Genomic DNA, 23227 nt, shown 5'->3' with positions numbered 1-23227 from the left:
GGTCAGGACGCCTTCGGGGCGGCTGCGGCCGCGGGCGGGGCGCCGGCAGCGCCTTTGACGATGGCGGTCGCCCCGGCCTTGATGCCGTCGGCCTTCACGATCACCACGGGCACGTTGGGTTCGAGGCCTTCCTTCACGACGATCACGCCGCGCTCGACGCTGCGCGGCCCCGTGACGACGGAGCGGCGCTCGATCTTGCCGCCCTTCACGACGTGCACGAACGTCTGGCCGCCTTCCTCGAGGATGGCGGTGATCGGGATCACGTTCACGTCCGTGCCGGCTCCGGTGGCGAGGATGCCGTTGGCGAACATGCCGCCCTTCAGCGAGGAGTCGGCGTTCGGAAGCGTCACGAACACCATGATCGTGCGCGAGCCCGCCTCCGCCGAGGGGTTCACGCGCTCGACCTTGCCGCTGAACTTGCGGGTAGGGAAGCCGTCGACGGTGAACAGGATCTCCTGGCCCACGTGCACGAAGGGGATCTCGCCCACCGGCACCGCGGCTTCGAGCTCCATGCGGCCGAGATCGACGACGTAGGCCACGGGCATGTCGGCGGTGACCTTGTCGCCCACGTTCACCCAGCGCTTGGCCACCACGCCGTTGAAGGGCGCGCGGATCGACGCGTCGTTCAGCGCGCGCTGCGCGATCGTGGCCTGCGCCTCCGCGGAGAGCAGGATGGCCTCGGCAACCAGCACCGTGTTGCTCACCGTGTCGTACGCGTTCTGCGAGATGAAGGTCTTCTCGAGCAGCTGCTTGTTGTTCGCGAGGTTCTTGCGGGCGAGGTCGAGCCGCGCCTTCGCCTCGGCGACCGTCGCGGCCTGCGCGTCGTAGCGCGCCTTGAGGTCGGCGGTGTCGAGCGTGACGAGCGCCGTGCCCGCGTCGACGCGCTGGCCTTCCTGCACGTGGATCTTCGCGACCTCGGCGGGGACCTTGGAGCGGACCGTCGCCTGCAGCAGCGGCTTCACCGAGCCCGAGACCGGGATCTGGCGTCCGAGCGGCACGCGCTGCATCTCGGCGAGATCGCCGGCGGCGAACTCGAACACCTTCTCCTCGTTCTTCTTGGCGTCCTTCTTCGCTCCGGTCTGGCTCAGCGCGAGGGCCGTGCCGACACCGGCGGCGACGAGGAGGGCGAGGGCGGCGATGACGTACTTTTTCTTGAAGAGCATGGGGTATCTCTCGTGGACGGCGCGCGGGCTCGGGGATGGTGGGCTCGCTCTGCCCCGTTGGATGCCGGGGCGGGCCGTGGCGGATTCGCGTGACCGCCTTTGGATGCCGCGATTATAGGCTCCACCGCGGGAACCCCCTTGTCACATATTGTGGATTTCGGCCGCCGGGGTTCCCGGTATTCGCGCCGGGTCCCAATCTCGCGTTGCCGCGGCGAGCAGCTCGCGCGGGTCGCCGGACCGCGGAACCGGCTGGCCGAGGAAGGCGAGGCCCTGGCCGAGGAGCCGCGTGGCCGCTTTCGCATCCAGCGCGGGCGCGCGGTTCTGCTTCGAGAGCTTCTGGCCGTCGCGGGTCGCCACGGGAATGTGCAGGTAGCGGGGCGTGGGGTATCCGAGCACGCGTTGCAGGAAGACCTGGCGCGGCGTGGACAACAGGAGGTCGGCGCCGCGCACGATGTCGGTGATGCCCTGGTCAGCATCGTCGACGACGACCGCCAATTGGTAGGCAAACAATCCGTCGCGGCGCTTGAGCACGAAATCACCGACGTCCTGCGCGATCCGTTGCGACACCGGCCCTTGCGCGCGGTCGGTGAACGCGATCGCCTCGCCGGCGGAGAGGATGCGGTCGGCGCCGTCGACGTCGAGGCCGAGCGCTCGGTGGCGGCACGTCCCGGGATAGACGACGCCCTCGATGCCTTCGACGCTCGCCATGGCGGAGTCGGCGATCTCCTTGCGCGAGCACTTGCATCGGTAGACGAGCCCGCGTTCGCGCAGGCGTTCCAGCGCGGCGCCGTAGAGCGCCGTGCGCTCGCTCTGGCGGACCACGGGTCCATCCCAATGCAGGCCGAAGGCTTCGAGCGCGCGAAGGATCGCGTCCTCGGCACCGGTCACGGTGCGGGGCGTGTCGACGTCTTCCATGCGAACGAGCCATTCGCCGCCCGCAGCGCGCGCGTCGAGCCAGCTCGCGAGCGCGGCGACCAGCGAGCCGAAGTGCAGCGGCCCGGAGGGTGACGGCGCGAAACGGCCTCGATAGTTCATGAAAGGAGGGTGGCCGCCACGAGGGGATCTTCGAGACGCTTCACGAACCACTTGAGCGCCTTGCCCGCGCGGTCGGGATGCCATGAGTAGAGAAGCTCGCCTTCGACGGGCCCGGTCTCCACTTCGAGGATGCGGAGCCGCCCGGCATACGCCTCGCGCTCGGCGATCCACTTCGGGATGCGGCCGACGCCGAGCCCGGCCACGAGCGCGGAGACCTTCGCTTCGAGCGTGGGCACCGTGAGCACGTCCTGCCCGGAGAGCAGGCCCACGGTGCGCGGGGGCAGCAGGCGCGAGCTGTCGGCGATGCTCACCGCGCGGTAGCCCGTGAGCACCGTGGACGTGAGCGGCTGCGGCTCGCGCGTCACGGCATGGAAGGGTGCGGCGGCGAGCGCCAGCGTGAGGCGGCCGAGCGGACGGCTCGCGAAGCCGCCGCCGGGCGGGCCGTCGCCGATGGCGCCGATGGCGAGGTCGGCGCGCCCCGAAGCAAGCGCATCCCACGTGCCGCCCAGGACCTCATGACCGAAGCGCAGGCGCGTGCCCGGGTTCTCCCCGTAGAACTCCGCGACGACGCCGAAGAGCTTGTCCATTCCCACCATGGTGTCGACCGCGATGCGCAGCTCCGATTCCCAGCCCCTCGCCACCTGCTGGACCCGGCATTCGAGGTCCGCGGCGGAGCGCAGCAGGTGCCGGCCCTCGTTCAAAAGCTCCTTTCCGGCCTCGGTCAGCTTGGCCCGGTGGCCGCGCCGGTCGAAGAGCAGGACGTCCAGCCCCTCCTCCAACTGCTGGATGGAGTAAGTGATCGCTGACGGCACGCGATGGAGCTCCTCCGCCGCCGCGGCGAACGAGCCGCGGCGGTCGATGGCGTCGAGCACCTGCAAGGAGTCGAGGGACAGTTTCATTCAGATTAATCGAACGAGTCTGTCGCAATTATTCGCTTTTAAACCGGGCTTGTGAAGCCCAACATGGCTACATCGCAGGCAAACCTAGGACAAGGAAACTGAACATGAACGAGCTCCGCAAAGGCCAGGAACGCGGCCACGCCCAACATGGCTGGCTCGACTCCTTCCACAGCTTCTCCTTCGCCGACTACTACGACCCGGAGCACATGGGGTTCGGGCCGCTTCGCGTGATCAACGAGGACCGGGTCCAGGCCGGCAAGGGCTTCGGCACGCACGGCCACCGCGACATGGAAATCATCAGCTACGTGTTGGACGGCGAGCTCGCCCACAAGGACTCGATGGGCAACGGCTCCGTCATCCGCCCGGGCGACGTGCAGCGCATGAGCGCGGGCACCGGCGTGCACCACAGCGAATTCAACGGCTCGAGCGACAAGCCCGTCCACTTCCTCCAGATCTGGATCGAGCCCAGCTCGCGCGGCGACAAGCCCTCGTATGAAGAGAAGCGCTTCGACGAAGCCGCCAAGCGCGGGACGCTGCGCCTCATCGCTTCGCCGGATGGCCGTGAAGGCTCGGTCACGGTTCACCAGGATGCCAACCTCTACGCCGCGCTGGTGGACGGCGCGGAGAGCGTCGAGTTCACGCAGAAGCCCGGTCGGCTCACCTACGTGCACGTGATCCGCGGCGCGGTCGAGGTGAACGGCCAGGCGCTCGTGGGCGGCGACGCGATGAAGCTCACCGGCGAAGCCGCGGTCCGCATCTCGAAGGGCCGCGACGCCGAAGTCCTTCTTTTCGATCTCAACAAATAAAAGGAAAACCATGAATGCGAACGTGTCCAACACCGCCGTCCTCGCCGGCCGCATCCTGCTCGGCGCGATCTTCATGCTCTCCGGCTTCGGCAAGATCACCGGTTACGAGGGCACCGCCGGCTACATGGCCTCGAAGGGCATGCCGATGGTGAACCTGCTGCTGCCGGCCGCGATCGCGGTCGAGCTGGGCGGCGGCCTGCTGCTCGCCATCGGGCTCAAGGCGCGCTGGGCCGCGCTCGCGATCTTCCTGTTCCTGATCCCGACCACGCTGGTCTTCCACGCCTTCTGGGGGATCGATCCCAAGGAAGCCGCGACGCAGCAGATCAACTTCCTCAAGAACCTCGCGATCATGGGCGGCATGCTGATGGTGTTCGCGCATGGCCCCGGTCGCTACAGCCTGGACAAATCATGAATGCCATCCTGCGTGAAGTCGTGAAAGGCCGCGAGGTCGCTCAGGTCGCGGCCTCGCAAGTCGCCCCGGTGGGGACGTTCACGGTGCGCCGGGCGTTGCCGCTTCGCGACCGCCACTCCGTCGGCCCCTGGGTGTTCCTCGACCACTTCGGCCCCTTCCGCGTGAAGCCGGGCGAGGACGGCGTCGGCGCCCATCCGCATGCGGGCATCGAGACCGTGACGTACCTCATGTCGGGCCGCATGCAGCACCGCGATTCGGCCGGGCACCTCGGCGTCGTGGGCAAGGGTGGCGCGCAGTGGATGACCTCGGGGCGCGGCATCGTGCACGCCGAGCGCCCGCTGGCGGAGAACGACGACGAACTCACGATGCACGGCATCCAGCTCTGGACGTCGCTGCCGCGCGCGAAGAAGCTCATGCCGCCGCGTTACCAGCGCATCGCCGCCGAATCCATTCCGGCCGTGGCGATCGCCGGGGGCACGGTGCGCGTGATCGGCGGCGACTTCGCCGGGACGGCGGGGCCGGCCGAGACGCAGATGCCGCTCTTCCTCTGGCACGTGTCGCTCGAGCCGGGCGCCGCGTTCGAAGCCGCGATTCCCTCGTCGTTCGAGGCGGCGGCGTATGTCATCGAAGGCGAAGCGGATCTCGGCGATACGGGCGAGGAATCGGCCGTCACGGGACGCATCGCGATCTTCGACGGATCGGAGGAGCGCATCCGCATTGCGAACGCTTCCGCGTCGGCGAAGCTCGAGGTGCTATTGCTGGGCGGTGCGCCGGCCGAGGGACCGCTCGTCTTCCACGGGCCGTTCGTGATGAACAGCGTCGAGCAGGTTCGTGCCGCGGAAATTGCCTACCATACGGGACGCATGGGCCAACTCTCGGAGACCTGATGGCAGCCAAGATCCTCGCATTCGCCGGAAGCGCGCGGCGCGACTCGTTGAACAAGAAGCTGGTCCGGGTGGCGGCGCGCGCGGCGCGAGAGGCGGGCGGCGAGGTCACGTTGATCGACCTCGACGACTTCCCGATGCCGATCTACCACGGCGACCTCGAGGATGCGGAAGGCTTGCCGCCCAATGCGCTCAAGCTGCGGGAGCTCTTCCTCGCGCACGACGCGCTGCTGATCGTCTCGCCCGAGAACAACGGTTCCGTGCCGGCCGTGCTGAAGAACACGATCGACTGGCTTTCGCGCGGTACGGGCGACGGCCACGGGACCAACTCCGGCATAGCACCCTATCGAGGCAAGGTGGCCGGGCTCGCGGGTGCGACGCCGGGGCCCTGGGGCACGCTCTACCAGTGCCTGCCCCACCTGCGCATCATCCTCACGAAGCTCACCGTGACGGTGATCCCGCAACAGGTGCCGCTGCCCCACGCCGACGAGGCGTTCGACGAGCAGGGGGAGCTGCGCGATCCGAAGGTCGCGAAGAGCGTCGCGGCGTTCGCGAAATCGCTCGTCGAAACGACCCTCAAGTTGAAAGCCTGACCAATCGGCCCCATTGGAATAATTCATTGGCGCGGCAAGGTTTCCGCCCCCATATTCGACGGACCGACACTGGAAAAAGAAAAGGAGTGACCATGGCCAGGAAATCCGCCGCGCCGGCGATGGACATCGGCATCAGCGCCTCCGACCGCGCGAAGATCGCCGAGGGCCTGTCGCGCCTGCTGGCCGACAACGCCACGCTGTATCTCAAGACCCACAACTTCCACTGGAACGTGCGCGGCCCGATGTTCCAGACGCTGCACCTCATGTTCGAGGCCCAGTACAACGAGCTGTGGCTGGCGCTGGACGCCATCGCCGAGCGCATCCGCGCCCTCGGCCACGATGCCCCGGCCACCTACTCGCAGTTCGCCAAGCTCTCCTCGATCAAGGAGACGGCCGGCGTTCCCGAGGCGAAGGAGATGGTCCGCCTACTGGTCCAGGGCCATGAAGCCGTCGCGCGCACGGCACGAAAGATCTTTCCCGCGGTCGAAAAAGCAGGCGATGAGCCGACTGCCGACCTACTGACCCAGAGATTGCAAATCCACGAGAAAACCGCGTGGATGTTGCGCTCGCTTTTGGAGCAATGACCATGGCTGTCCAGGAACTCACGAAGGAAAACTTCGAGCAGGTCGTCACGGGGAGTCCTACCGTGATCGTGGACTATTGGGCCCCCTGGTGCGGCCCGTGCCGCGCCTTCGCGCCCACCTTCGAGCGCGTGTCGGAGAGGCACCCCGACGTCGTGTTCGCCAAAGTGAACACGGAGGACGAGCAGGAGATCGCGGGTCATTTCCAGATCCGTTCGATCCCGACGCTCATGGTCTTCCGCGACAACATCATCATCTTCTCGCAGCCCGGGGCGCTGCCCGAGGGCGCGCTGGAGCAGGTGATCGCCAAGGCGAAGGCGCTGGACATGGACGACGTCCGCAAGCAGATCGCCGCGCAGCAGGCGGACGAGCCCCCGCAGGCCGGGGCCGCCACCGGCTGAACGCCGCGGCGCGGGGCGGGTGGGGGCGCTAGAATGGCGCCCTTCCCGCAACCGTCCCCGCCATGGATATCTCCGAATCGCCGCTGCGCGCGCAGATCCGCGCGCACTACCTCCGCGATGAACCCGAAGCGCTCGGCGAGCTCCTCGCCACGGCGCGGCTCGAGCCGGCAGCCGATGCCCGCGTAACCGAGCGCGCCCGCTCGCTGGTCGAGACGGTGCGCGCGAAGCAGCGAGCCTCGGCGGGCATGCAGTCCTTCCTGCAGGAATATGACCTCTCGTCCCGCGAGGGCGTATTGCTCATGTGCGTGGCCGAAGCGCTGCTGCGCATTCCCGACGCCGCCACCGCGGACAAGCTGATCCGCGACAAATTCTCGCAAGGCGAATGGGACCGCCACTTCGGCAAGAGCCACTCGATGCTGGTGAATGCCGGCACCTGGGGAATGATGCTCACCGGGAAGCTGGTGGCCGTGGACGAAGTGGACACGAGCGGCATCGGCCGCTGGGTCGCGTCGCTCGCGGCGAAGGCCGGAGAACCCGTGGTTCGCCTCGCGCTTCGCCAGGCGATGAAGCTCATGGCCGAGCAGTTCGTGATGGGCAGGACGATCGAGGACGCGCTCGCGCGCGCGCAGACCGCGGAGCAGGCGAGCTACCGGCACTCCTACGACATGCTCGGCGAGGCGGCCTTCACGGAAGCCGACGCGCAGCGCTACTTCAAGGCCTACGAGGACGCGATCGACGCGATCTCGTCCGCCGCGGCGCGCATGGCGGGAAGCCGGACGGTGTTCGAGAAGCCGGGCATCTCGATCAAGCTCTCCGCACTTCACCCAAGATATGAATTCGCGCAGCGCGAGCGCGTTCTCGAGGAGCTCACGCCGCGCGTGCGGTCGCTCGCCGAGCGCGCGCGCCGAGGCGACATCGGCGTCACGCTGGATGCGGAAGAGGCCGACCGCCTCGACCTCTCGCTGGACATCTTCGAGCGCGTGTTCTCCTCGCCGGCGCTCGCGGGCTGGGAGGGCTTCGGCCTCGCGGTGCAGGCCTACCAGAAGCGCGCGCCGTTCGTGGTCGACTGGCTGGCCGAGGTCGCGCGCCGTGGCGGGCGGCGCATCATGGTCCGCCTCGTGAAGGGCGCCTACTGGGATTCCGAAGTGAAGCGCGCGCAGACGCAGGGGCTCACGGGGTATCCGGTGTACACGCGCAAGTCCAACACCGATGTCTCGTACCTCGCATGCGCCGCGAAGATGCTGGCCGCGCCCGAGGCGTTCTACGGCCAGTTCGCCACGCACAACGCGCACACCGTCGCCACCATCCTCGAGCGCGCGAAGCCGGGCCAGGCATTCGAGTTCCAGCGCCTGCACGGCATGGGCGACGAGCTCTACGGCGAGGTCACGCGCCTCGGCCACGCGTGCCGCGTCTATGCGCCGGTCGGCAGCCACGAGGACCTGCTGCCGTATCTCGTGCGGCGCCTGCTCGAGAACGGCGCCAACACGTCGTTCGTGAACCGCATCGCGGATGCCGCGGTGCCGGTGGACAGCGTCGTGGCCGATCCCGTGAAAGTGGCCATGGCGAACGCGACGCCGGCCAATCCCAAGATCCCGTTGCCCGCGGACCTGTATGGCGACCGGCGCAACTCCGCGGGCTTCGTCTTCGCCGACGAGGCTGTGTCCATTCCGTTCCTCGCCGCGCTCGAGCCCGAGCTCGCGCGCACCGATCGCCGTGCATCGCCGTTGATCGGCGGCAAGGCACAGCCGGGCGTGCTTCTCGACGTGCGCGATCCTTCGACGGGCCGCGTGCTGGGGCGCGTGGAGGAGGGTGACGCGAAGACGGTCGATGCGGCGCTCGCTCGCGCGGTGGCGGCCGTGATCCCGCCGGCCGAAGAACGCGCGGCCGCGCTCGAGCGCGGGGCCGATCTCCTCGAAGCCCATCGCGTGGAGCTGATCGCGCTGCTCGCGCGCGAAGCCGGCAAGACGCTGCCCGATGCGCTGGGCGAAGTGCGCGAGGCGGCCGATTTCTGCCGCTACTACGCGATGCTCGCGCGGCGGCACTTCGGCGAGCCGGAATCGCTGCGCGGCCCGACCGGCGAGTCCAACGATCTCTACCTCGCGGGGCGCGGTCCGTTCGTCTGCGTGAGCCCGTGGAATTTCCCGCTCGCGATCTTCGTGGGCCAGGTCGTCGCGGCGTACGCGGCCGGCAACGCGGTGATCGCGAAGCCCGCGGAGCAGACGCCGCTGGTGGCCTTCCGCGCGATTGAGCTGCTGCTCGAGGCCGGGGTGCCCGGCGATGCGCTGGCGTTCATTCCCGGCCGCGGCGAGACCGTGGGGGCTGGCCTGGTGTCCGATGTGAGGACCGCGGGCGTCGCCTTCACCGGCTCCACCGACACCGCGCGCGCCATCAACCGGGCGCTCGCCGCTCGTGACGGCCCGATCGTGCCGTTCATCGCCGAGACCGGCGGACTGAACGCCATGCTGGTCGATTCGAGCGCGCTCCCCGAACAGGTGGTCACGGACGTGATCGCCTCGGCGTTCAACAGCTCGGGCCAGCGTTGCTCGGCGCTGCGCGTGCTGTGCCTGCAGGAAGACATCGCCCCGCGCGTGCTGCAGCTGCTGGAGGGGGCGACGGCGCTGCTACGCGTCGGCGACCCCGCGCGGCTGGAGAACGACGTCGGCCCGGTGATCGACCAGGACGCGCTCGAGATGCTGGAAGCGCACGCGCGCAAGATGGACCGCCAGGAGACCCTCGTGTGCAAGGCGCCGCTGCCGGAGGGGCTCACGGGCTTCTTCTTCGCGCCGCGCGCCTATGCGATCGCCGACCTCGATGCGATCGACCGCGAGGTGTTCGGGCCGATCCTGCACGTGGTCACGTTCAAGGCCGACGAGCTGGAAGCGGTCGTCGACGCGATCAACGCGAAGGGCTACGGCCTCACGCTCGGCATCCACAGCCGCATAGAGCACACGGTCGAGGCCGTGCGGCGCCGCGCGAAGGCGGGCAACGTCTACGTGAATCGCAACATGATCGGCGCCACGGTGGGCGTGCAGCCCTTCGGCGGCGAGGGCCTCTCGGGCACCGGCCCGAAGGCCGGTGGGCCGCACTACCTCTTCCGGTTCGCCACCGAGCGGACCTTCACCGTCAACACGGCAGCCGCAGGCGGCAACGCGACGCTCATCGCGAGCTCGGAGTAGAGCGGAGTCAAAGGCAGAGGGGTGGGGAGGGGGTTGGCGAAACGATGTCTGGACACCGGCTGGTTCCAGAAGGTTTCGACAACCCCCTCCCCACCCCTCTGCCTTTGACCCGTTACTCCTCTTTCGAGGAGAGTTTCGAGACGCCCTTCGGCGCTTTCTCTCCGGAGAAGAGGACGACGAACGCCGTGTCGTCTTCCTTCCACGAAGCGACGGCGTCGCGGCAGATCTCGACCAGCGTCTCGAATTGATCGGGATGCGTGGTGAGCAGGCCGTCGATGTGGTCGTAGTAGATGACCACGCCCGCGGAGCCGGCCCAGTCGAGGTCGACGAGGCATTCCTCGAGCGCATCCCAGTTGTCGCCGAAGTGCTTGGGCAGCCGCAGCGCCGTGGCGACGGCGTTCATGAGCTGCTCCTTGCGCTCGATGCTCTTGCCCTCGATGTGGAAGAAGGCGAAGCCCGCGGCCTTGGCCGACTGCTGCACGGCTTTCGGCGCGACGTTCCCCGGGAGGAAGAACACGCCTCCGCGATCCTCCCCGAGCAACGATTCGAGCGCCGCGTTCGCCATGGGATCTCCGCTAGTCCTTCACGCGGCGGAAGCTGTTGTAGTGGTCGGGCGAGTAGTACAGCTCGCCGCCACGTCCCGCCACGATGCGGCGTGCGCCTCGCGTGCGCTCGCCGGGTGTCTTCACAGTGTACTCGTGGTAGTAGCCGTGCTTCTGCTTCGGGAGCTTGCCCTCGCGGTTGCCGAAGACCGCGTGATCCTTCGCGTAGGGATACGGTCCGCCCTTGTGGATCCGCGCGATCGTCTCGCGCGCTTCCTTGGGCAGCTCCGCGGCGGGAATCGGCTCGGCGCCGGAAGCCGCGGCGGCCTTCGGCGAGCCCGCGGGCGCGCCTTCCTTCTGCGCGGCCGCGACGCCCGCCAACGCCAGCGCGAGCACCAGCAGCGGAGCGAGCAGCGCGCGCGCGTTCACCCCGCGCCCTCCGCCTCGGCCACCTTCTCGGCGACTTTCGCATTGAAGCGTTCCGCGTCGATGACAACGCGCTGGTGCGTGCCTTCGGTGATCGGGTCGATGCCGTCGCTGGCGCGGATCGAGAAGCCCACCATGCGGCCCTGCACCTCGCTTACCGTGACCACGATCTCGATCGTGAGGCCCGGGGGCGTGGCGGCGGTGTGGGAGAGGTTCACGTGCGTGCCGACGCTCTGCTCGCGCGGCCAGTCCAGGTGCGGCTTCATCAGCTCGATCGCGGCCCACTCGCACAGCGCGACCAGGTAGCCGGTGGCGAGCACGCGCGGCATCAGCTGGAAATCGGGCGCCTCGGGGTAGACGTTGGGCACCGTCTTGGAGGGCGGCACCTTGTAGCGGTACGTGCCGGTGAGCCCGGCCTTCAACGTCGGCTTCATCGCGCGCTCAGTCCTTCGGGCGGTGCGGGCACTTGGGCTTGATGCAGTCCGCGTAGATGTGGAGCTGGTGCTCGCGGATCGTGAAGCCGCGCTCCTTCGCGACTTTGAGCTGGCGCTTCTCGATCTCCGCATCGTAGAACTCCTCGACGCGGCCGCACTGCTGGCACACGATGTGGTCGTGGTGCGTGCCCTCGTTCAGCTCGTAGACGGCCTTGCCGCCCTCGAAGTGGGTGCGCTGGAGCAGGCCCGCCTGCTCGAACTGCGTGAGCACGCGATAGACGGTGGCGAGGCCGACGTCGGAATGCTCGTCGAGGAGCTTGCGGTAGACGTCCTCGGCGGTGAGGTGGCGATCAGGGCTGTGCTTGAAGAGGTCCAGCACCTTGAGGCGCGGGACCGTGACCTTCAGGCCCTGGCTGCGAAGTTCTTTGGGATCGCTCATGGAGGACGGCTGGAAGTGCGTGCCGGAAATCATACCGGGATTCGAAGCCCTATAATGCACGCTTCATTCCCGCCGTCCGCCACCCATGCGCTTCACGTTCACCACGCTGTGCCTCGCCGCCGCGGTCCTCTCGGGCTGCGTCCACAAGATCGATATCCAGCAGGGCAACGTGGTCGTGGCCGAACAGCTCGCCAAGGTGAAGGTGGGCATGTCGCGGCCGGAAGTCCGCCAGACGCTCGGCACGCCGCTGCTCGCGGATGCCTTCCACGCCAATCGTTGGGACTACTTCTTCTACAACGAGAAGAAGGGCCGGGAGATCGAGCGCAACAAGATCACCATCCACTTCGCCGACGACAAGGTCACGCGCATCGACGGCGCGGCCCCGGTCGCGATCAAGGGCGAGGAACGCAAGTGAGCCTGGCGCTGGCGATCGCCGGCGCCGGAGGCCGCATGGGCCGCGCGCTGCTGGAAGCCGCCGCCGCCACCGAAGGCGTGCGCGTCGGCGCGGCGCTCGAAGCCGCCGGCAGCCCCTGGGTGGGCCGCGATGCGGGCGATCTCGCCGCGGGCGCAAAGGGCGTGACCATCGGATCGGACATTGCCGCGGCGCTCAAGGCCAGCGACGTCCTCATCGACTTCACCCGCCCCGAGGGAACGCTCGTCCACCTGGAAGCGTGCCGCGCGGCCGGCCGGAAGATCGTCATCGGCACCACCGGGTTCAAGGCGGCCGAGATCGAGAAGATCCGCGCCGCCGCGAAGGACATCGCCATCGTCTTCGCGCCCAACATGAGCATCGGCGTGAACGTGACGCTGAAGCTGGTCGAGCTCGCGGCGCGCGCCCTGGGCCCCGCGTACGACGTCGATGTCTTCGAGATGCACCACAGCCTCAAGGTCGACGCGCCTTCCGGCACCGCCCTCAAGCTGGGCGAGGTCGCGGCCCAGGCGCGCGGCACGACGCTCGAGGCCGACGGCGTCTTCGCGCGCCATGGCGTGACCGGCGAGCGCAAGGCCGGCAGCATCGGTTTCTCGGTCGCGCGCGGCGGCGACGTGGTGGGCGACCACACGGTGTATTTCGCCGGGCCGGGCGAGCGGATCGAGATCACCCACCGTTCGAACAGCCGCACCACCTATGCGCAGGGCGCGCTTCGTGCCGCGCAATTCCTCGCCTCCAGGTCCACGGGCCTGCACGGCATGGACGACGTGCTGGGACTCGCCTAGCCGCTCCTTTTTTTGCTATAATTTTGGACTCATGAAAGCGGGATGAGCCTCGACAAGTACTAACAGAGCTCGCCCGTTTTTTTGCGCCTATCGTTTTCGCACTGGAGCACTACGTGTCGCCGAAATCGCCCGCTGTCCTGGTCCTTGCCGACGGGAGCGTATTTCGTGGAATTTCCGTCGGCGCCGACGGGGTTACCTCCGGCGAAGTGGTCTTCAACACCGCGATGACCGGCTACCAGGAAATCCTCACGGATCCCTCCTACGCCGGGCAGGTCGTCACCCTCACGTACCCCCACATCGGCAACGTCGGCGCGAATCCCGAGGATTTCGAGTCGCGCGGCGTCTATGCGGCCGGCTTGATCATCCGCGACCTCCCGCGCGAGGCCTCCAGCTGGCGGAAGCAGGAGGACCTCCCCGAATACCTCAAGCGCCACAAGGTCGTGGCGATCGCGGGCATCGACACCCGCCGCCTCACGCGCATCCTTCGCGAAAAGGGCGCGCAGAACGGCTGCATCATGGGCGGCCAGGTGGACGAGGCGAAGGCGCTCGCGCTCGCCAAGGCGGCGCCGAACATGGCCGGCCAGGATCTCGCGAAGGTCGTGTCGTGCGAGAAGGGCTATGACTGGAACGGCAGCCTCTGGGCGCTCGGCACCGGCTACAAGGCCGACGGCAGCACCCGGTTCCACGTCGTGGCCTTCGACTACGGCGTGAAGCACAACATCCTGCGCAACCTCGCCGAGCGCGGCTGCAAGGTGACGGTGCTGCCCGCGCAGGCCACCGCGAAGGAAGCCCTCGCGCTCAAGCCCGACGGCGTCTTCCTCTCCAACGGTCCCGGCGACCCGGAACCGTGCGACTACGCGATCACCGCCATCCGCGAGATCGTCGAGTCGGGCACGCCCACCTTCGGCATCTGCCTCGGCCACCAGCTCCTGGGCCTGGCGAGTGGTGCCAAGACGATCAAGATGAAGTTCGGCCACCACGGCGCGAACCACCCGGTGCAGGACCTCGACACGAAGCGCGTCTTCATCACGAGCCAGAACCACGGCTTCGCGGTGGACGAGAAGACGCTGCCCGCCAACGTGCGCACCACGCACAAGTCGCTCTTCGACGGATCGCTGCAGGGCATCGAGCGCACCGACAAGCCCGCGTTCAGCTTCCAGGGCCACCCCGAGGCGAGCCCGGGGCCGCGCGAGATGTCGTATCTCTTCGACAAGTTCGTCACGATGATGGAAAAGAACCAGTAGATGCCGAAGCGCACCGACATCAAGAGCGTCCTCATCATCGGTGCCGGCCCGATCGTCATCGGGCAGGGCTGCGAGTTCGACTATTCCGGCGCCCAGGCCTGCAAGGCGCTGCGCGACGAGGGCTACAAGGTCATCCTGGTCAACTCCAATCCGGCCACGATCATGACGGACCCGGAGATGGCCGACGTCACGTACATCGAGCCCATCACCTGGCAGATGGTCGCCACGATCATCGAGAAGGAGCGCCCCGACGCGCTGCTACCCACGATGGGCGGCCAGACGGCGCTGAATTGCGCGCTCGACCTCGCGCGCGAAGGCGTGCTCGACAAGTTCAACGTCGAGATGATCGGCGCCAAGAAGGAAGCGATCGACAAGGCCGAGGACCGCGAGAAGTTCAAGAACGCGATGACCAAGATCGGCCTCGAGAGCCCGCGCTCCATGCTCGCGCATTCGCTCGAGGAGGCGCTGCAGGTCCAGTCGAGCGTCGGCTTCCCGACGATCATCCGCCCCTCGTTCACGCTGGGCGGCACGGGCGGCGGCATCGCCTACAACATGGAAGAGTTCGTCACCATCTGCGAGCGCGGCCTCGACGCTTCCCCGACCAAGGAGCTCCTCATCGAGGAATCCGTGATCGGCTGGAAGGAATACGAGATGGAGGTGGTGCGCGACAAGAAGGACAACTGCATCATCATCTGCTCGATCGAGAACCTGGACCCGATGGGCGTGCACACGGGCGACTCGATCACGGTGGCGCCGGCGCAGACGCTCACCGACAAGGAATACCAGATCATGCGCGACGCCTCGATCGCGTGCCTGCGCGAGATCGGCGTCGAGACCGGCGGCTCCAACGTCCAGTTCGGCATCAACCCGAAGGACGGGCGCATGGTCATCATCGAGATGAACCCGCGCGTGTCGCGCTCCTCGGCGCTGGCGTCGAAGGCCACGGGCTTCCCGATCGCGAAGATCGCCGCCAAGCTCGCCGTGGGCTACACGCTGGACGAGCTGAAGAACGACATCACCGGCGGCAAGACCCCGGCGTCCTTCGAGCCCAGCATCGACTACGTCGTGACGAAGGTGCCGCGCTTCGCCTTCGAGAAATTCAAGCAGGCCGACGACCGCCTCACCACGCAGATGAAGAGCGTGGGCGAGGTGATGGCCATCGGCCGCAACTTCCAGGAGTCGCTGCAGAAGGCGTTGCGCGGCCTGGAGGTCGGTGTCGACGGGTTTAATTTGAAAACGGTCGACATGGAGAAGATCGAGGACGAGCTCGCCTACCCCCGCGCCGAGCGCCTCTGGTACGTGGCCGATGCGTTCGGCGTCGGCATGTCGATGGAAGACGTCCACCGCTTCACGAAGATCGACCGCTGGTTCCTGGCCGAGATCGAGGATCTCGTGAAGACCGAGCTCGCGATCGAGAAGCAGGGGCTCGCCGACTTCGACCGCGACGCGCTCTACGAGCTGAAGAGGAAGGGCTTCTCCGACCGCCGCCTCGCCTACCTGTGGAAGACCACGGAGCACGAGGTCCGGAAGAAGCGCCACGCGCTCGGCATCCGCCCCGTGTTCAAGCGCGTGGACACGTGCGCCGCGGAGTTCTCGACCAAGACGGCGTACATGTACTCCACGTACGACGAGGAGGACGAGGCCGATCCGTCGGACCGCAAGAAGATCATGGTGCTGGGCGGCGGTCCCAACCGCATCGGCCAGGGCATCGAGTTCGACTACTGCTGCGTCCATGCCGCGCTCGCGCTTCGCGAGGACGGCTACGAGACCATCATGGTCAACTGCAACCCCGAGACCGTGTCCACCGACTACGACACGTCCGACCGCCTCTACTTCGAGCCGCTGACGCTGGAAGACGTCCTGGAGATCGTCGACCGCGAGAAGCCCACCGGCGTGATCGTGCAGTTCGGGGGCCAGACGCCGCTCAAGCTCGCGCGCGACCTCGAGGCCGCGGGCGTGCCCATCATCGGCACCTCGCCGGATTCCATCGACAAGGCCGAGGACCGCGAGCGCTTCCAGCAGATGCTGCACAAGCTCAAGCTGCGCCAGCCGCCCAACCGCACCGCCCGCACGCCCGAGGCGGCGCTCGCCGCGGCGAAGGAGATCGGGTATCCGGTCGTGGTGCGGCCCTCGTACGTGCTGGGCGGCCGCGCGATGGAGATCGTCCACGCCGAGAGCGACCTCGTTCGCTACATGAAGGAGGCCGTGAAGGTCTCCAACGATTCACCCGTGCTGATCGACCGGTTCCTCAACGACGCGATCGAGGTGGACGTCGACGCCGTGTCCGACGGCAAGGACGTGGTCATCGGCGGGATCATGGAGCACATCGAGCAGGCCGGCGTGCACTCGGGCGATTCGGCGTGCTCGCTGCCGCCCTTCAGCCTCTCCAACGAATTGCAGGACGAGATCCGCCGCCAGACGGTGGCCATGGCGATGGAGCTGAACGTGGTCGGCCTGATGAACGTGCAGTTCGCGATCCAGGACGACAAGGTCTTCGTCCTCGAGGTGAACCCGCGCGCCTCGCGGACCGTGCCGTACGTGTCCAAGGCCATCGGGCAGCCGCTCGCGAAGATCGCGGCGCGCTGCATGGTCGGCCAGCCGCTCGCGAAGCAGGGCTTCACGAAGGAGATCGTCCCCCCGTACTACTCGGTGAAGGAGGCGGTGTTCCCCTTCATCAAGTTCCCCGGCGTCGACACCATCCTCGGCCCCGAGATGAAGTCCACCGGCGAAGTCATGGGCGTGGGCAACTCCTTCGCCGAGGCGTTCGTGAAGAGCCAGCTCGCTGCGGGCGTCAGGCTGCCCACCGGCGGCAAGGCGTTCCTGTCCGTGCGCGACGAGGACAAGCCCAAGGTGATCGAGATCGCCCGTTCGCTCGTGGACCTCGGCTTCCAGCTCGTCGCCACGCGCGGCACGGCGGCTGCCTTGCAGCTGGCCGGCCTCAAGGTCCAGCCCGTCAACAAGGTGATGGAAGGCCGGCCCCACATCGTGGACATGGTGAAGAACCGCGAGATCACGCTCATCATCAACACCGTCGAGGAAGACCGCCGCTCGATCCAGGACTCCTGGTCGATCCGCAACTCGGCGCTGCAGAACCGCATCACCTACTACACGACGATCGCGGGCGCCAAGGCGGCGGCGGTCGGCCTGCAGCACATCGGCGAACTGAAGGCCTACGACCTCCAGACGCTCCACGCGAGCATCCACTAGAGGGCAACCCCCCATGAGCAAGATCCCCGTCACGCTGGCCGGCGCCGAGCTGCTGAAGGCCGAGCTGCACAAGCTGAAGACCGCCGAACGCCCCAACGTCATCGTCGCCATCGCCGAGGCGAGGGCGCAGGGCGACATCTCCGAGAACGCCGAGTACGAGGCGGCGCGCGAGCGCCAGGGCTTCATCGAGGGCCGGATCATCGAGCTCGAGGCGAAGCTCTCGAACTGCCAGGTGGTCGATCCCGCGCTGCTGGACGACGACGGCCGCGTCGTCTTCGGCTCGACGGTGGAGCTGATGGATACCTCGGGAACCGCGACGGAGACCTACCAGATCGTCGGCGAGGACGAGGCCGACATCAAGCTGGGGAAGATCTCCTACTCCTCGCCGATCGCGAAGGCCCTTATCGGGAAGTACGCGGGCGACGTTTCGGAGGTCCGGACGCCGGGCGGGGTGAAAGAGTTCGAGATCGTCGACGTGAAGTACCAGTGAAGACGGTCTCCTTCGGCCGCTTCAGCTTCGCGCGCTCCTCGATCGGAACCTGGTTCTCGATCGGATTGCCCTTCGGCGGGCGCTTGCGGATCGGCTTCTTCACCGGTTTCTTCGCGGCCTTGGCCGGCTTCACCGGTACGGGCTTCGGGGCCGGGCGCTTGTCCGGGTTCTCGCGATAGATCACCAGCACCTTGCCGATCTGCTGCACCGCATGCGCACCCAGCCGTTCGCAGAGCACCAGGAGCCAGGTCTCGCGCGCCTCGCGGTCGTCGGTCGCGGCCTTGATCTTGATGAGCTCGTGCGCCTTGAGCGCCCGCTCGACCTCGGCAACGATTCCGTCGGTGAGGCCCTTGTCGCCGATCATCACGACGGGCTTCAGGTTGTGCGCTTCGCCGCGCAGCTCGCTGCGGCGCGCGGGGGTGAGGGGGGTCGTCAGCATGGGCGGATTATAGGCGAGCGATGAAGAAATCACCGTCTTCCAAGCAGTGGCTGCGCCGGCACGTCGACGACCCGTACGTCCAGCGCTCCAAGCGCGAGGGCTACCGGTCGCGCGCCGCCTACAAGCTGCTGGAGATCGACGAGCGCGACCAGCTCCTGAAGCCGGGCATGGTGGCGGTCGACCTGGGCTCCGCGCCCGGCGGCTGGTGCCAGGTTCTGGGCAAGCGAGCGGTCCCCAATGGCTTGGTGGTCGCTATCGACCTGCTGGCGATGCCACCCGTTACCGGTGTGACATTTCTCCAGGGAGATTTCACCCAAACCCGTGGTCTACTTGCATTGACGGAAGCGCTCGGCGGGAAGAAGGCCGACCTCATCCTGTCGGACATGTCGCCCAACCTGACCGGGATCCCCTTCACGGACCAGGCGCGGTCCATGGCCCTCGCGGAACTGGCCCTGGATTTCGCGCTCGAGCACCTGAAGCCCGGCGGTGCGTTCCTGGTGAAGGTATTCCAGGGCGACGGCTACCAGGAGTACGTGAAGCTGATCAAGCAACGCTTCGAGAAAGTCGTGGTCCGAAAGCCCAATGCCTCCCGCGACGAGAGCGCCGAGCAATATTTGCTGGCGAGAGTCTTGCGGCAGGCTTGATTCCCGGGAAAGCGCCCGAACTTTGCTATAGTAGGTTTCGATCCATGGCCCTGATTCGTCGGGCCTTTTTCACCTGAGGACGGCTCGTGAACAACACGCTTCGCACCATCATGGTCTGGCTGGTCATCGGCGTCATCCTGACCATGGTCTTCATGCAGGTCGGCAACCGCCAGACGAGCCAGAACCAGATCGACTACTCCACCTTCATGGAGGAGGCGCGCCAGAACCGCATCGCCAAGGTGACGATGGGCGGCGGACGCACCCTGAAGGCCGTCGGTCGCGACAACAAGACCTACACGGTGGTCACCCCCGGCCTCCAGGACCCCTGGATGGTGAGCGATCTCCTCAAGTACAACGTGCAGGTCGAGGCCAAGCCGGAAGAGGAGCCCTCGCTCCTCATGAACATCTTCGTCTCGTGGTTCCCGATGCTGCTGCTGATCGGCGTGTGGATCTTCTTCATGCGCCAGATGCAGGGCGGCGGCCGCGGCGGCGCGTTCTCGTTCGGCAAGAGCCGCGCGCGCATGCTCGACGAGAACACCAACCAGGTCACGTTCGCGGACGTCGCGGGCGTGGACGAGGCCAAGGAAGAGGTCGGCGAGCTGGTCGAGTTCCTGCGCGATCCGACCAAGTTCCAGAAGCTGGGCGGGCGCATCCCGCGCGGCGTGCTCATGGTCGGCAATCCCGGCACGGGCAAGACGCTGCTCGCTCGCGCGATCGCCGGCGAAGCCAAGGTGCCGTTCTTCTCGATCTCGGGCTCCGACTTCGTGGAGATGTTCGTCGGCGTGGGCGCGGCCCGCGTGCGCGACATGTTCGAGCAGGCGAAGAAGAACGCGCCCTGCATCGTGTTCATCGACGAGATCGACGCGGTCGGCCGCCAGCGCGGCGCGGGCCTCGGCGGCGGCAACGACGAGCGCGAGCAGACGCTCAACCAATTGCTGGTGGAGATGGACGGCTTCGAGGGCAACTCGGGCGTGATCGTCATCGCCGCCACCAACCGGCCGGATGTCCTCGACCCCGCGCTGCTGCGCCCGGGCCGATTCGACCGCCAGGTCGTGGTGCCGCTGCCCGACATCCGCGGCCGCGAGCAGATCCTCGTCGTGCACATGCGCAAGGTCCCGATCGCGCCGGACGTGGATGCGTCGATCATCGCGCGCGGCACGCCGGGCTTCTCGGGCGCGGATCTCGCCAACCTCGTGAACGAGGCCGCCCTCTTCGCCGCCCGCGGCGCCAAGCGCCTCGTGGACATGGACGATTTCGAGCGCGCCAAGGACAAGGTCATCATGGGCGCCGAGCGCCGCTCGATGGTCATGCCCGAGGAAGAGCGGCGCAACACCGCCTACCACGAGTCCGGCCACGCGATCGTGGCGCGCCTGCTGCCCAAGACGGATCCGGTGCACAAGGTCACGATCATCCCGCGCGGCCGCGCGCTGGGCGTCACGATGCAGCTGCCGGTCGAGGACCGCTACAGCTATGACCGCAACTACTTGCTGAACAACATCGCGGTGCTGTTCGGCGGCCGCATCGCCGAAGAGCTGTTCATGAACCAGATGACCACGGGCGCTTCGAACGACTTCAAGCGCGCCACGGACATGGCTCGCAGGATGGTCACCGAGTGGGGCATGTCGGATGCGCTGGGCACGATGGTCTACGCGGAGAACGAGGGCGAAGTTTTCCTCGGCCGCCAGGTCACGCAGCACCAGAACGTTTCCGAAGAGACCATGAAGGCCGTGGACAAGGAAGTGCGCGCCATCATCGACATGCAATACGCGCTCGCCCGCCGCCTGCTCGAGGAGAACCGCGACAAGGTCGAGGCCATGACCTACGCGCTGCTCGAGTGGGAGACGATCGATGCCAACCAGATCGAGGACATCATGTCGGGCAAGCCCCCGCGTCCGCCCAAGCCGGTGGCGGCCAAGCCGGTCCAGCCCACCGACGGCGGCAACAAGGGCACGGGTACGGCGGCGCCGGCACCCGCGGAAAGCGCCTGAGCAAGAAGCAGCAGACTGTCGTGGAGACGGGGCGGCCCTGGCCGCCCCGTTTTGCGTCTGGACGCCCGCTCGTGGTGGGCATCGTCAACATCACCGCCGATTCCTTCTCCGACGGCGGCAAGTTCTTCGAGACCCCGCGCGCGATCGAGCACGCCTTGCGGCTGGTGGAGGAAGGCGCCGACTGGATCGACGTCGGCGGCGAATCGACACGGCCGGGCGCGAAACCAGTGGCCGCCGACGAGGAGCTGCGCCGCGTGGTCCCCGTCGTCGATGCGCTCGCTCGCCTGGGCATCGCGGTCTCCGTGGACACGATGAAGCCCCTGGTCATGCGCTCCGCGATCGACGCGGGCTGCGCGATGGTGAACGACGTGAACGGCTTTCGCGCGGAGGGCGCGGTCGAGGCCGTCGCGGGCCGCCACGTGGCCGCGTGCGTGATGCACATGCAGGGCGAGCCCGCGACCATGCAGGCCGATCCGCGCTATGGCGACGTCGTGGCCGAGGTGACCGCGTACCTGCTCGAGCGCTCCGCCGTCCTCGAGAAGGCGGGGTTGCCCCGCGAGGCGATCGTCCTCGATCCGGGCTTCGGCTTCGGCAAGAACATGGCGCACAACGTGGCGCTCTTCCGGGCGCTGCCGCAGCTCGCCGCGCATGGCCATCCGGTCCTCGCGGGCCTGTCGCGAAAGCGAACCCTGGGCGACATCACCGGCCGCAGCGTGGAAGACCGCATGGCCGCGAGCGTTGCGGCGGCTCTCCTCGCCGTGCAGAATGGCGCGAGCCTCGTGCGCGTGCACGACGTGAAGGAAACGGTGGACGCGATCAAAGTCTGGATGGCGCTTCGATGAGCAGGAAGTACTTCGGCACCGACGGGATCCGCGGCCGCGCCGGCGTGGCGCCGATCACGCCGGAGTTCGTCATGAAGCTCGGTTATTGCGCGGGCAAGGTGCTCTCGCGCGCCGACGTGGCCCCGCCCCATCGCGATCGCCCCGCGGTCCTCGTCGGCAAGGACACGAGGCTCTCCGGCTACATGCTCGAATCCGCGCTCGAGTCGGGGCTGTCCACGGCCGGCGTGGATACCCTCCTCGTAGGCCCCATGCCCACGCCCGCCGTCGCGTTCCTGACACGGGCCCTGCGGCTTTCGGCCGGGATCATGATCTCCGCCTCGCACAACCCGTTCGAGGACAACGGCATCAAGTTCTTCTCCAACGACGGGATGAAGCTCCCCGATGCGGTGGAGCGCGAGATCGAAGCGGCGCTCGACGAGCCGATGACGCCGCCCGCCCCCTCGGCTTACGGCAAGGCCGAGCGCGTGCACGACGCCGAAGGCCGCTATCTCGAGTTCTGCAAGCAGACGTTCCCGAAGCAGCGGTCGCTGCGGGGCCTCAAGCTCGTGGTCGATTGCGCCCACGGCTCGAACTATCGCGTCGGCGCGCGCGTCTTCCAGGAGCTGGGCGCGGAGGTCTACACGATCGGCGACCGCCCCAACGGCATCAACATCAACGACGGGTGCGGCGCCACGCATCCGTCCACGCTTGCGCGCGCCGTGGTCGAGCAGAAGGCCGACTTCGGCATCGCCTTCGACGGCGACGGCGACCGCCTCGCGATGGCCGACCACGACGGCCGCATCTTCGACGGCGACGAGCTGCTCTACGCCATCGTGAAGCATCGCTTGCGCGAGGGAAGGCTGAAGGGCGGCGTGGTCGGAACGCTGATGACCAACTTCGCCTTCGAGAAGCGCCTGGGCGAGCTCGGCGTGGCGTTCGACCGCGCGAAGGTCGGCGACCGGTACGTGCTGGAGATGCTGCTGGAGAAGGGCTGGGAGTGCGGCGGCGAGAATTCCGGCCACCTCCTGTGCCTGGACAGCCACTCGACCGGCGACGCCATCATCTCCGCGCTGCAGGTGCTGGCCGCGCTCGTGGCCTCCGGCCAGACGCTGGGCGACCTCACGCGCGACCTCGTGCTGATGCCGCAGGTGCTCGTGAACGTGCAGACCAGCCGCAGCTTCGATTTCAAGTCGTCCTCCGCGGTGCGCGGCGCCGTCGAGGCCGCGGAATCGGAGCTGGCGGGCAAGGGCCGCGTGCTGCTGCGGCCTTCGGGCACCGAGCCCGTCGTGCGCGTGATGGTCGAGGGCGAGGATGCGGAGCGCGTGAAGCGCCTCGCCGATTCGATCGCCGCCGCGATGCGTGCATCGACGACGCCGGCTGCCGCGTAG

General features: G+C 67.7%; 24 protein-coding genes. 16 read left to right on the top strand and 8 right to left on the bottom strand.

What is annotated here, in order from left to right; all coding sequences use genetic code 11:
• Positions 1–2 precede the first annotated feature (2 nt).
• The 3 genes from DSM104443_RS17320 to DSM104443_RS17310 form a co-directional block, all read right to left on the bottom strand.
• A complete protein-coding gene (locus tag DSM104443_RS17320) occupies positions 3–1163 on the bottom strand; it encodes an efflux RND transporter periplasmic adaptor subunit (RefSeq protein WP_171094477.1) in 1161 nt (386 codons plus the stop codon).
• A gap of 141 nt (positions 1164–1304) precedes the next feature.
• On the bottom strand, positions 1305–2198 hold the full coding sequence (gene gluQRS, locus DSM104443_RS17315; protein ID WP_171094475.1) for a tRNA glutamyl-Q(34) synthetase GluQRS: 894 nt from the start codon (positions 2196–2198) through the stop codon (positions 1305–1307).
• Positions 2195–3097 (bottom strand): LysR substrate-binding domain-containing protein, encoded by a 903-nt coding sequence (locus tag DSM104443_RS17310; RefSeq protein WP_171094473.1) that lies wholly within the window; start codon positions 3095–3097, stop codon positions 2195–2197. The genes gluQRS and DSM104443_RS17310 overlap by 4 nt, the downstream gene beginning before the upstream one ends.
• 104 nt (positions 3098–3201) lie before the next feature.
• On the opposite strand from DSM104443_RS17310, the gene DSM104443_RS17305 reads away from it, so the two are divergent.
• The 7 genes from DSM104443_RS17305 (at position 3202) to putA (ending at position 9950) form a co-directional block, all read left to right on the top strand.
• A complete protein-coding gene (locus DSM104443_RS17305; RefSeq protein ID WP_171094471.1) occupies positions 3202–3903 on the top strand; it encodes a pirin family protein in 702 nt (233 codons plus the stop codon).
• Positions 3904–3913: 10 nt separating this feature from the next.
• Positions 3914–4315, top strand: a complete 402-nt coding sequence (locus DSM104443_RS17300; protein WP_171094469.1) for a DoxX family protein — start codon at positions 3914–3916, stop codon at positions 4313–4315.
• Entirely contained in the window at positions 4312–5202 is an 891-nt protein-coding gene (locus DSM104443_RS17295; protein ID WP_171094467.1) for a pirin family protein, read from the top strand. Before DSM104443_RS17300 ends, DSM104443_RS17295 begins: the two co-directional genes overlap by 4 nt.
• Positions 5202–5792 carry an NADPH-dependent FMN reductase gene (locus DSM104443_RS17290; protein ID WP_171094465.1) on the top strand — a complete coding sequence of 197 codons (591 nt, stop codon included), beginning with the start codon at positions 5202–5204 and terminating at the stop codon, positions 5790–5792. Before DSM104443_RS17295 ends, DSM104443_RS17290 begins: the two co-directional genes overlap by 1 nt.
• 119 nt (positions 5793–5911) lie before the next feature.
• Positions 5912–6376, top strand: a complete 465-nt coding sequence (locus DSM104443_RS17285) for a Dps family protein (protein ID WP_281359571.1) — start codon at positions 5912–5914, stop codon at positions 6374–6376.
• A 2-nt stretch (positions 6377–6378) separates the two neighbouring features.
• Positions 6379–6774: a thioredoxin gene (trxA, locus tag DSM104443_RS17280; RefSeq protein ID WP_171094460.1), complete on the top strand. Its 396-nt coding sequence runs from the start codon at positions 6379–6381 to the stop codon at positions 6772–6774.
• A 62-nt stretch (positions 6775–6836) separates the two neighbouring features.
• Entirely contained in the window at positions 6837–9950 is a 3114-nt protein-coding gene (putA, locus tag DSM104443_RS17275; RefSeq protein ID WP_171094458.1) for a bifunctional proline dehydrogenase/L-glutamate gamma-semialdehyde dehydrogenase PutA, read from the top strand.
• Between the two features lie 112 nt (positions 9951–10062).
• Here putA and DSM104443_RS17270 read toward each other — a convergent pair whose 3' ends face one another.
• Genes DSM104443_RS17270 through fur form a run of 4 tightly spaced genes read right to left on the bottom strand, consistent with a single transcriptional unit; the run spans position 10063 to position 11791 of the window.
• Positions 10063–10515, bottom strand: a complete 453-nt coding sequence (locus tag DSM104443_RS17270) for a barstar family protein (RefSeq protein WP_171094456.1) — start codon at positions 10513–10515, stop codon at positions 10063–10065.
• A 10-nt stretch (positions 10516–10525) separates the two neighbouring features.
• Entirely contained in the window at positions 10526–10921 is a 396-nt protein-coding gene (locus tag DSM104443_RS17265) for a guanyl-specific ribonuclease (protein ID WP_171094454.1), read from the bottom strand.
• Positions 10918–11352, bottom strand: a complete 435-nt coding sequence (locus tag DSM104443_RS17260) for a thioesterase family protein (RefSeq protein ID WP_171094451.1) — start codon at positions 11350–11352, stop codon at positions 10918–10920. The genes DSM104443_RS17265 and DSM104443_RS17260 overlap by 4 nt, the downstream gene beginning before the upstream one ends.
• A 7-nt stretch (positions 11353–11359) precedes the next feature.
• The gene (fur, locus tag DSM104443_RS17255) at positions 11360–11791 is read right to left on the bottom strand and encodes a ferric iron uptake transcriptional regulator (protein ID WP_171096606.1); all 432 of its coding nucleotides are present in this window, start codon (positions 11789–11791) and stop codon (positions 11360–11362) included.
• 85 nt (positions 11792–11876) lie between these two features.
• On the opposite strand from fur, the gene DSM104443_RS17250 reads away from it, so the two are divergent.
• The 5 genes from DSM104443_RS17250 to greA all read left to right on the top strand — a co-directional run bounded on the left by DSM104443_RS17250 (position 11877) and on the right by greA (position 17947).
• Positions 11877–12206 (top strand): outer membrane protein assembly factor BamE, encoded by a 330-nt coding sequence (locus DSM104443_RS17250; RefSeq protein WP_171094449.1) that lies wholly within the window; start codon positions 11877–11879, stop codon positions 12204–12206.
• 35 nt (positions 12207–12241) lie between these two features.
• A complete protein-coding gene (gene dapB / locus DSM104443_RS17245; protein ID WP_171096604.1) occupies positions 12242–13006 on the top strand; it encodes a 4-hydroxy-tetrahydrodipicolinate reductase in 765 nt (254 codons plus the stop codon).
• 113 nt (positions 13007–13119) lie between these two features.
• On the top strand, positions 13120–14250 hold the full coding sequence (carA, locus tag DSM104443_RS17240; protein ID WP_171094447.1) for a glutamine-hydrolyzing carbamoyl-phosphate synthase small subunit: 1131 nt from the start codon (positions 13120–13122) through the stop codon (positions 14248–14250).
• Complete coding sequence (carB, locus tag DSM104443_RS17235) at positions 14251–17457, top strand: carbamoyl-phosphate synthase large subunit (protein ID WP_171094445.1); 3207 nt, start codon at positions 14251–14253, stop codon at positions 17455–17457.
• 13 nt (positions 17458–17470) lie between these two features.
• Positions 17471–17947 (top strand): transcription elongation factor GreA, encoded by a 477-nt coding sequence (gene greA, locus DSM104443_RS17230; RefSeq protein ID WP_171094443.1) that lies wholly within the window; start codon positions 17471–17473, stop codon positions 17945–17947.
• Here greA and yhbY read toward each other — a convergent pair.
• Entirely contained in the window at positions 17859–18386 is a 528-nt protein-coding gene (gene yhbY, locus DSM104443_RS17225; RefSeq protein WP_171094441.1) for a ribosome assembly RNA-binding protein YhbY, read from the bottom strand. The genes greA and yhbY overlap by 89 nt on opposite strands.
• 20 nt (positions 18387–18406) lie before the next feature.
• Here yhbY and DSM104443_RS17220 point away from each other — a divergent pair, with 20 nt between their 5' ends.
• The 4 genes from DSM104443_RS17220 to glmM all read left to right on the top strand — a co-directional run bounded on the left by DSM104443_RS17220 (position 18407) and on the right by glmM (position 23227).
• Positions 18407–19030 carry an RlmE family RNA methyltransferase gene (locus tag DSM104443_RS17220; protein ID WP_171094439.1) on the top strand — a complete coding sequence of 208 codons (624 nt, stop codon included), beginning with the start codon at positions 18407–18409 and terminating at the stop codon, positions 19028–19030.
• A gap of 86 nt (positions 19031–19116) precedes the next feature.
• Positions 19117–21018: an ATP-dependent zinc metalloprotease FtsH gene (gene ftsH / locus DSM104443_RS17215; protein WP_171094437.1), complete on the top strand. Its 1902-nt coding sequence runs from the start codon at positions 19117–19119 to the stop codon at positions 21016–21018.
• Positions 21019–21089: 71 nt separating this feature from the next.
• Positions 21090–21860 (top strand): dihydropteroate synthase, encoded by a 771-nt coding sequence (gene folP / locus DSM104443_RS17210; RefSeq protein WP_246232335.1) that lies wholly within the window; start codon positions 21090–21092, stop codon positions 21858–21860.
• Positions 21857–23227, top strand: coding sequence for a phosphoglucosamine mutase (gene glmM / locus DSM104443_RS17205; RefSeq protein WP_171094434.1), 1371 nt, complete (start codon positions 21857–21859; stop codon positions 23225–23227). The genes folP and glmM overlap by 4 nt, the downstream gene beginning before the upstream one ends.

This window comes from Usitatibacter rugosus (genome assembly GCF_013003965.1).
GTDB lineage: Bacteria > Pseudomonadota > Gammaproteobacteria > Burkholderiales > Usitatibacteraceae > Usitatibacter > Usitatibacter rugosus.
Note: the sequence above shows the minus strand (reverse complement) of the source record. Positions and strands in the feature narration are given on the sequence as shown.

What these genes read in the sequence shown, in the direction of transcription:
- DSM104443_RS17320 (WP_171094477.1), bottom strand. Translation starts at nt 1,163, where the DNA reads ATGCTCTTCAAGAAAAAGTACGTCATCGCCGCCCTCGCCCTCCTCGTC.
- gluQRS (WP_171094475.1), bottom strand. Translation starts at nt 2,198, where the DNA reads ATGAACTATCGAGGCCGTTTCGCGCCGTCACCCTCCGGGCCGCTGCAC.
- DSM104443_RS17310 (WP_171094473.1), bottom strand. Translation starts at nt 3,097, where the DNA reads ATGAAACTGTCCCTCGACTCCTTGCAGGTGCTCGACGCCATCGACCGC.
- DSM104443_RS17305 (WP_171094471.1), top strand. Translation starts at nt 3,202, where the DNA reads ATGAACGAGCTCCGCAAAGGCCAGGAACGCGGCCACGCCCAACATGGC.
- DSM104443_RS17300 (WP_171094469.1), top strand. Translation starts at nt 3,914, where the DNA reads ATGAATGCGAACGTGTCCAACACCGCCGTCCTCGCCGGCCGCATCCTG.
- DSM104443_RS17295 (WP_171094467.1), top strand. Translation starts at nt 4,312, where the DNA reads ATGAATGCCATCCTGCGTGAAGTCGTGAAAGGCCGCGAGGTCGCTCAG.
- DSM104443_RS17290 (WP_171094465.1), top strand. Translation starts at nt 5,202, where the DNA reads ATGGCAGCCAAGATCCTCGCATTCGCCGGAAGCGCGCGGCGCGACTCG.
- DSM104443_RS17285 (WP_281359571.1), top strand. Translation starts at nt 5,912, where the DNA reads ATGGACATCGGCATCAGCGCCTCCGACCGCGCGAAGATCGCCGAGGGC.
- trxA (WP_171094460.1), top strand. Translation starts at nt 6,379, where the DNA reads ATGGCTGTCCAGGAACTCACGAAGGAAAACTTCGAGCAGGTCGTCACG.
- putA (WP_171094458.1), top strand. Translation starts at nt 6,837, where the DNA reads ATGGATATCTCCGAATCGCCGCTGCGCGCGCAGATCCGCGCGCACTAC.
- DSM104443_RS17270 (WP_171094456.1), bottom strand. Translation starts at nt 10,515, where the DNA reads ATGGCGAACGCGGCGCTCGAATCGTTGCTCGGGGAGGATCGCGGAGGC.
- DSM104443_RS17260 (WP_171094451.1), bottom strand. Translation starts at nt 11,352, where the DNA reads ATGAAGCCGACGTTGAAGGCCGGGCTCACCGGCACGTACCGCTACAAG.
- fur (WP_171096606.1), bottom strand. Translation starts at nt 11,791, where the DNA reads ATGAGCGATCCCAAAGAACTTCGCAGCCAGGGCCTGAAGGTCACGGTC.
- DSM104443_RS17250 (WP_171094449.1), top strand. Translation starts at nt 11,877, where the DNA reads ATGCGCTTCACGTTCACCACGCTGTGCCTCGCCGCCGCGGTCCTCTCG.
- dapB (WP_171096604.1), top strand. Translation starts at nt 12,242, where the DNA reads ATGGGCCGCGCGCTGCTGGAAGCCGCCGCCGCCACCGAAGGCGTGCGC.
- carB (WP_171094445.1), top strand. Translation starts at nt 14,251, where the DNA reads ATGCCGAAGCGCACCGACATCAAGAGCGTCCTCATCATCGGTGCCGGC.
- greA (WP_171094443.1), top strand. Translation starts at nt 17,471, where the DNA reads ATGAGCAAGATCCCCGTCACGCTGGCCGGCGCCGAGCTGCTGAAGGCC.
- yhbY (WP_171094441.1), bottom strand. Translation starts at nt 18,386, where the DNA reads ATGCTGACGACCCCCCTCACCCCCGCGCGCCGCAGCGAGCTGCGCGGC.
- DSM104443_RS17220 (WP_171094439.1), top strand. Translation starts at nt 18,407, where the DNA reads ATGAAGAAATCACCGTCTTCCAAGCAGTGGCTGCGCCGGCACGTCGAC.
- glmM (WP_171094434.1), top strand. Translation starts at nt 21,857, where the DNA reads ATGAGCAGGAAGTACTTCGGCACCGACGGGATCCGCGGCCGCGCCGGC.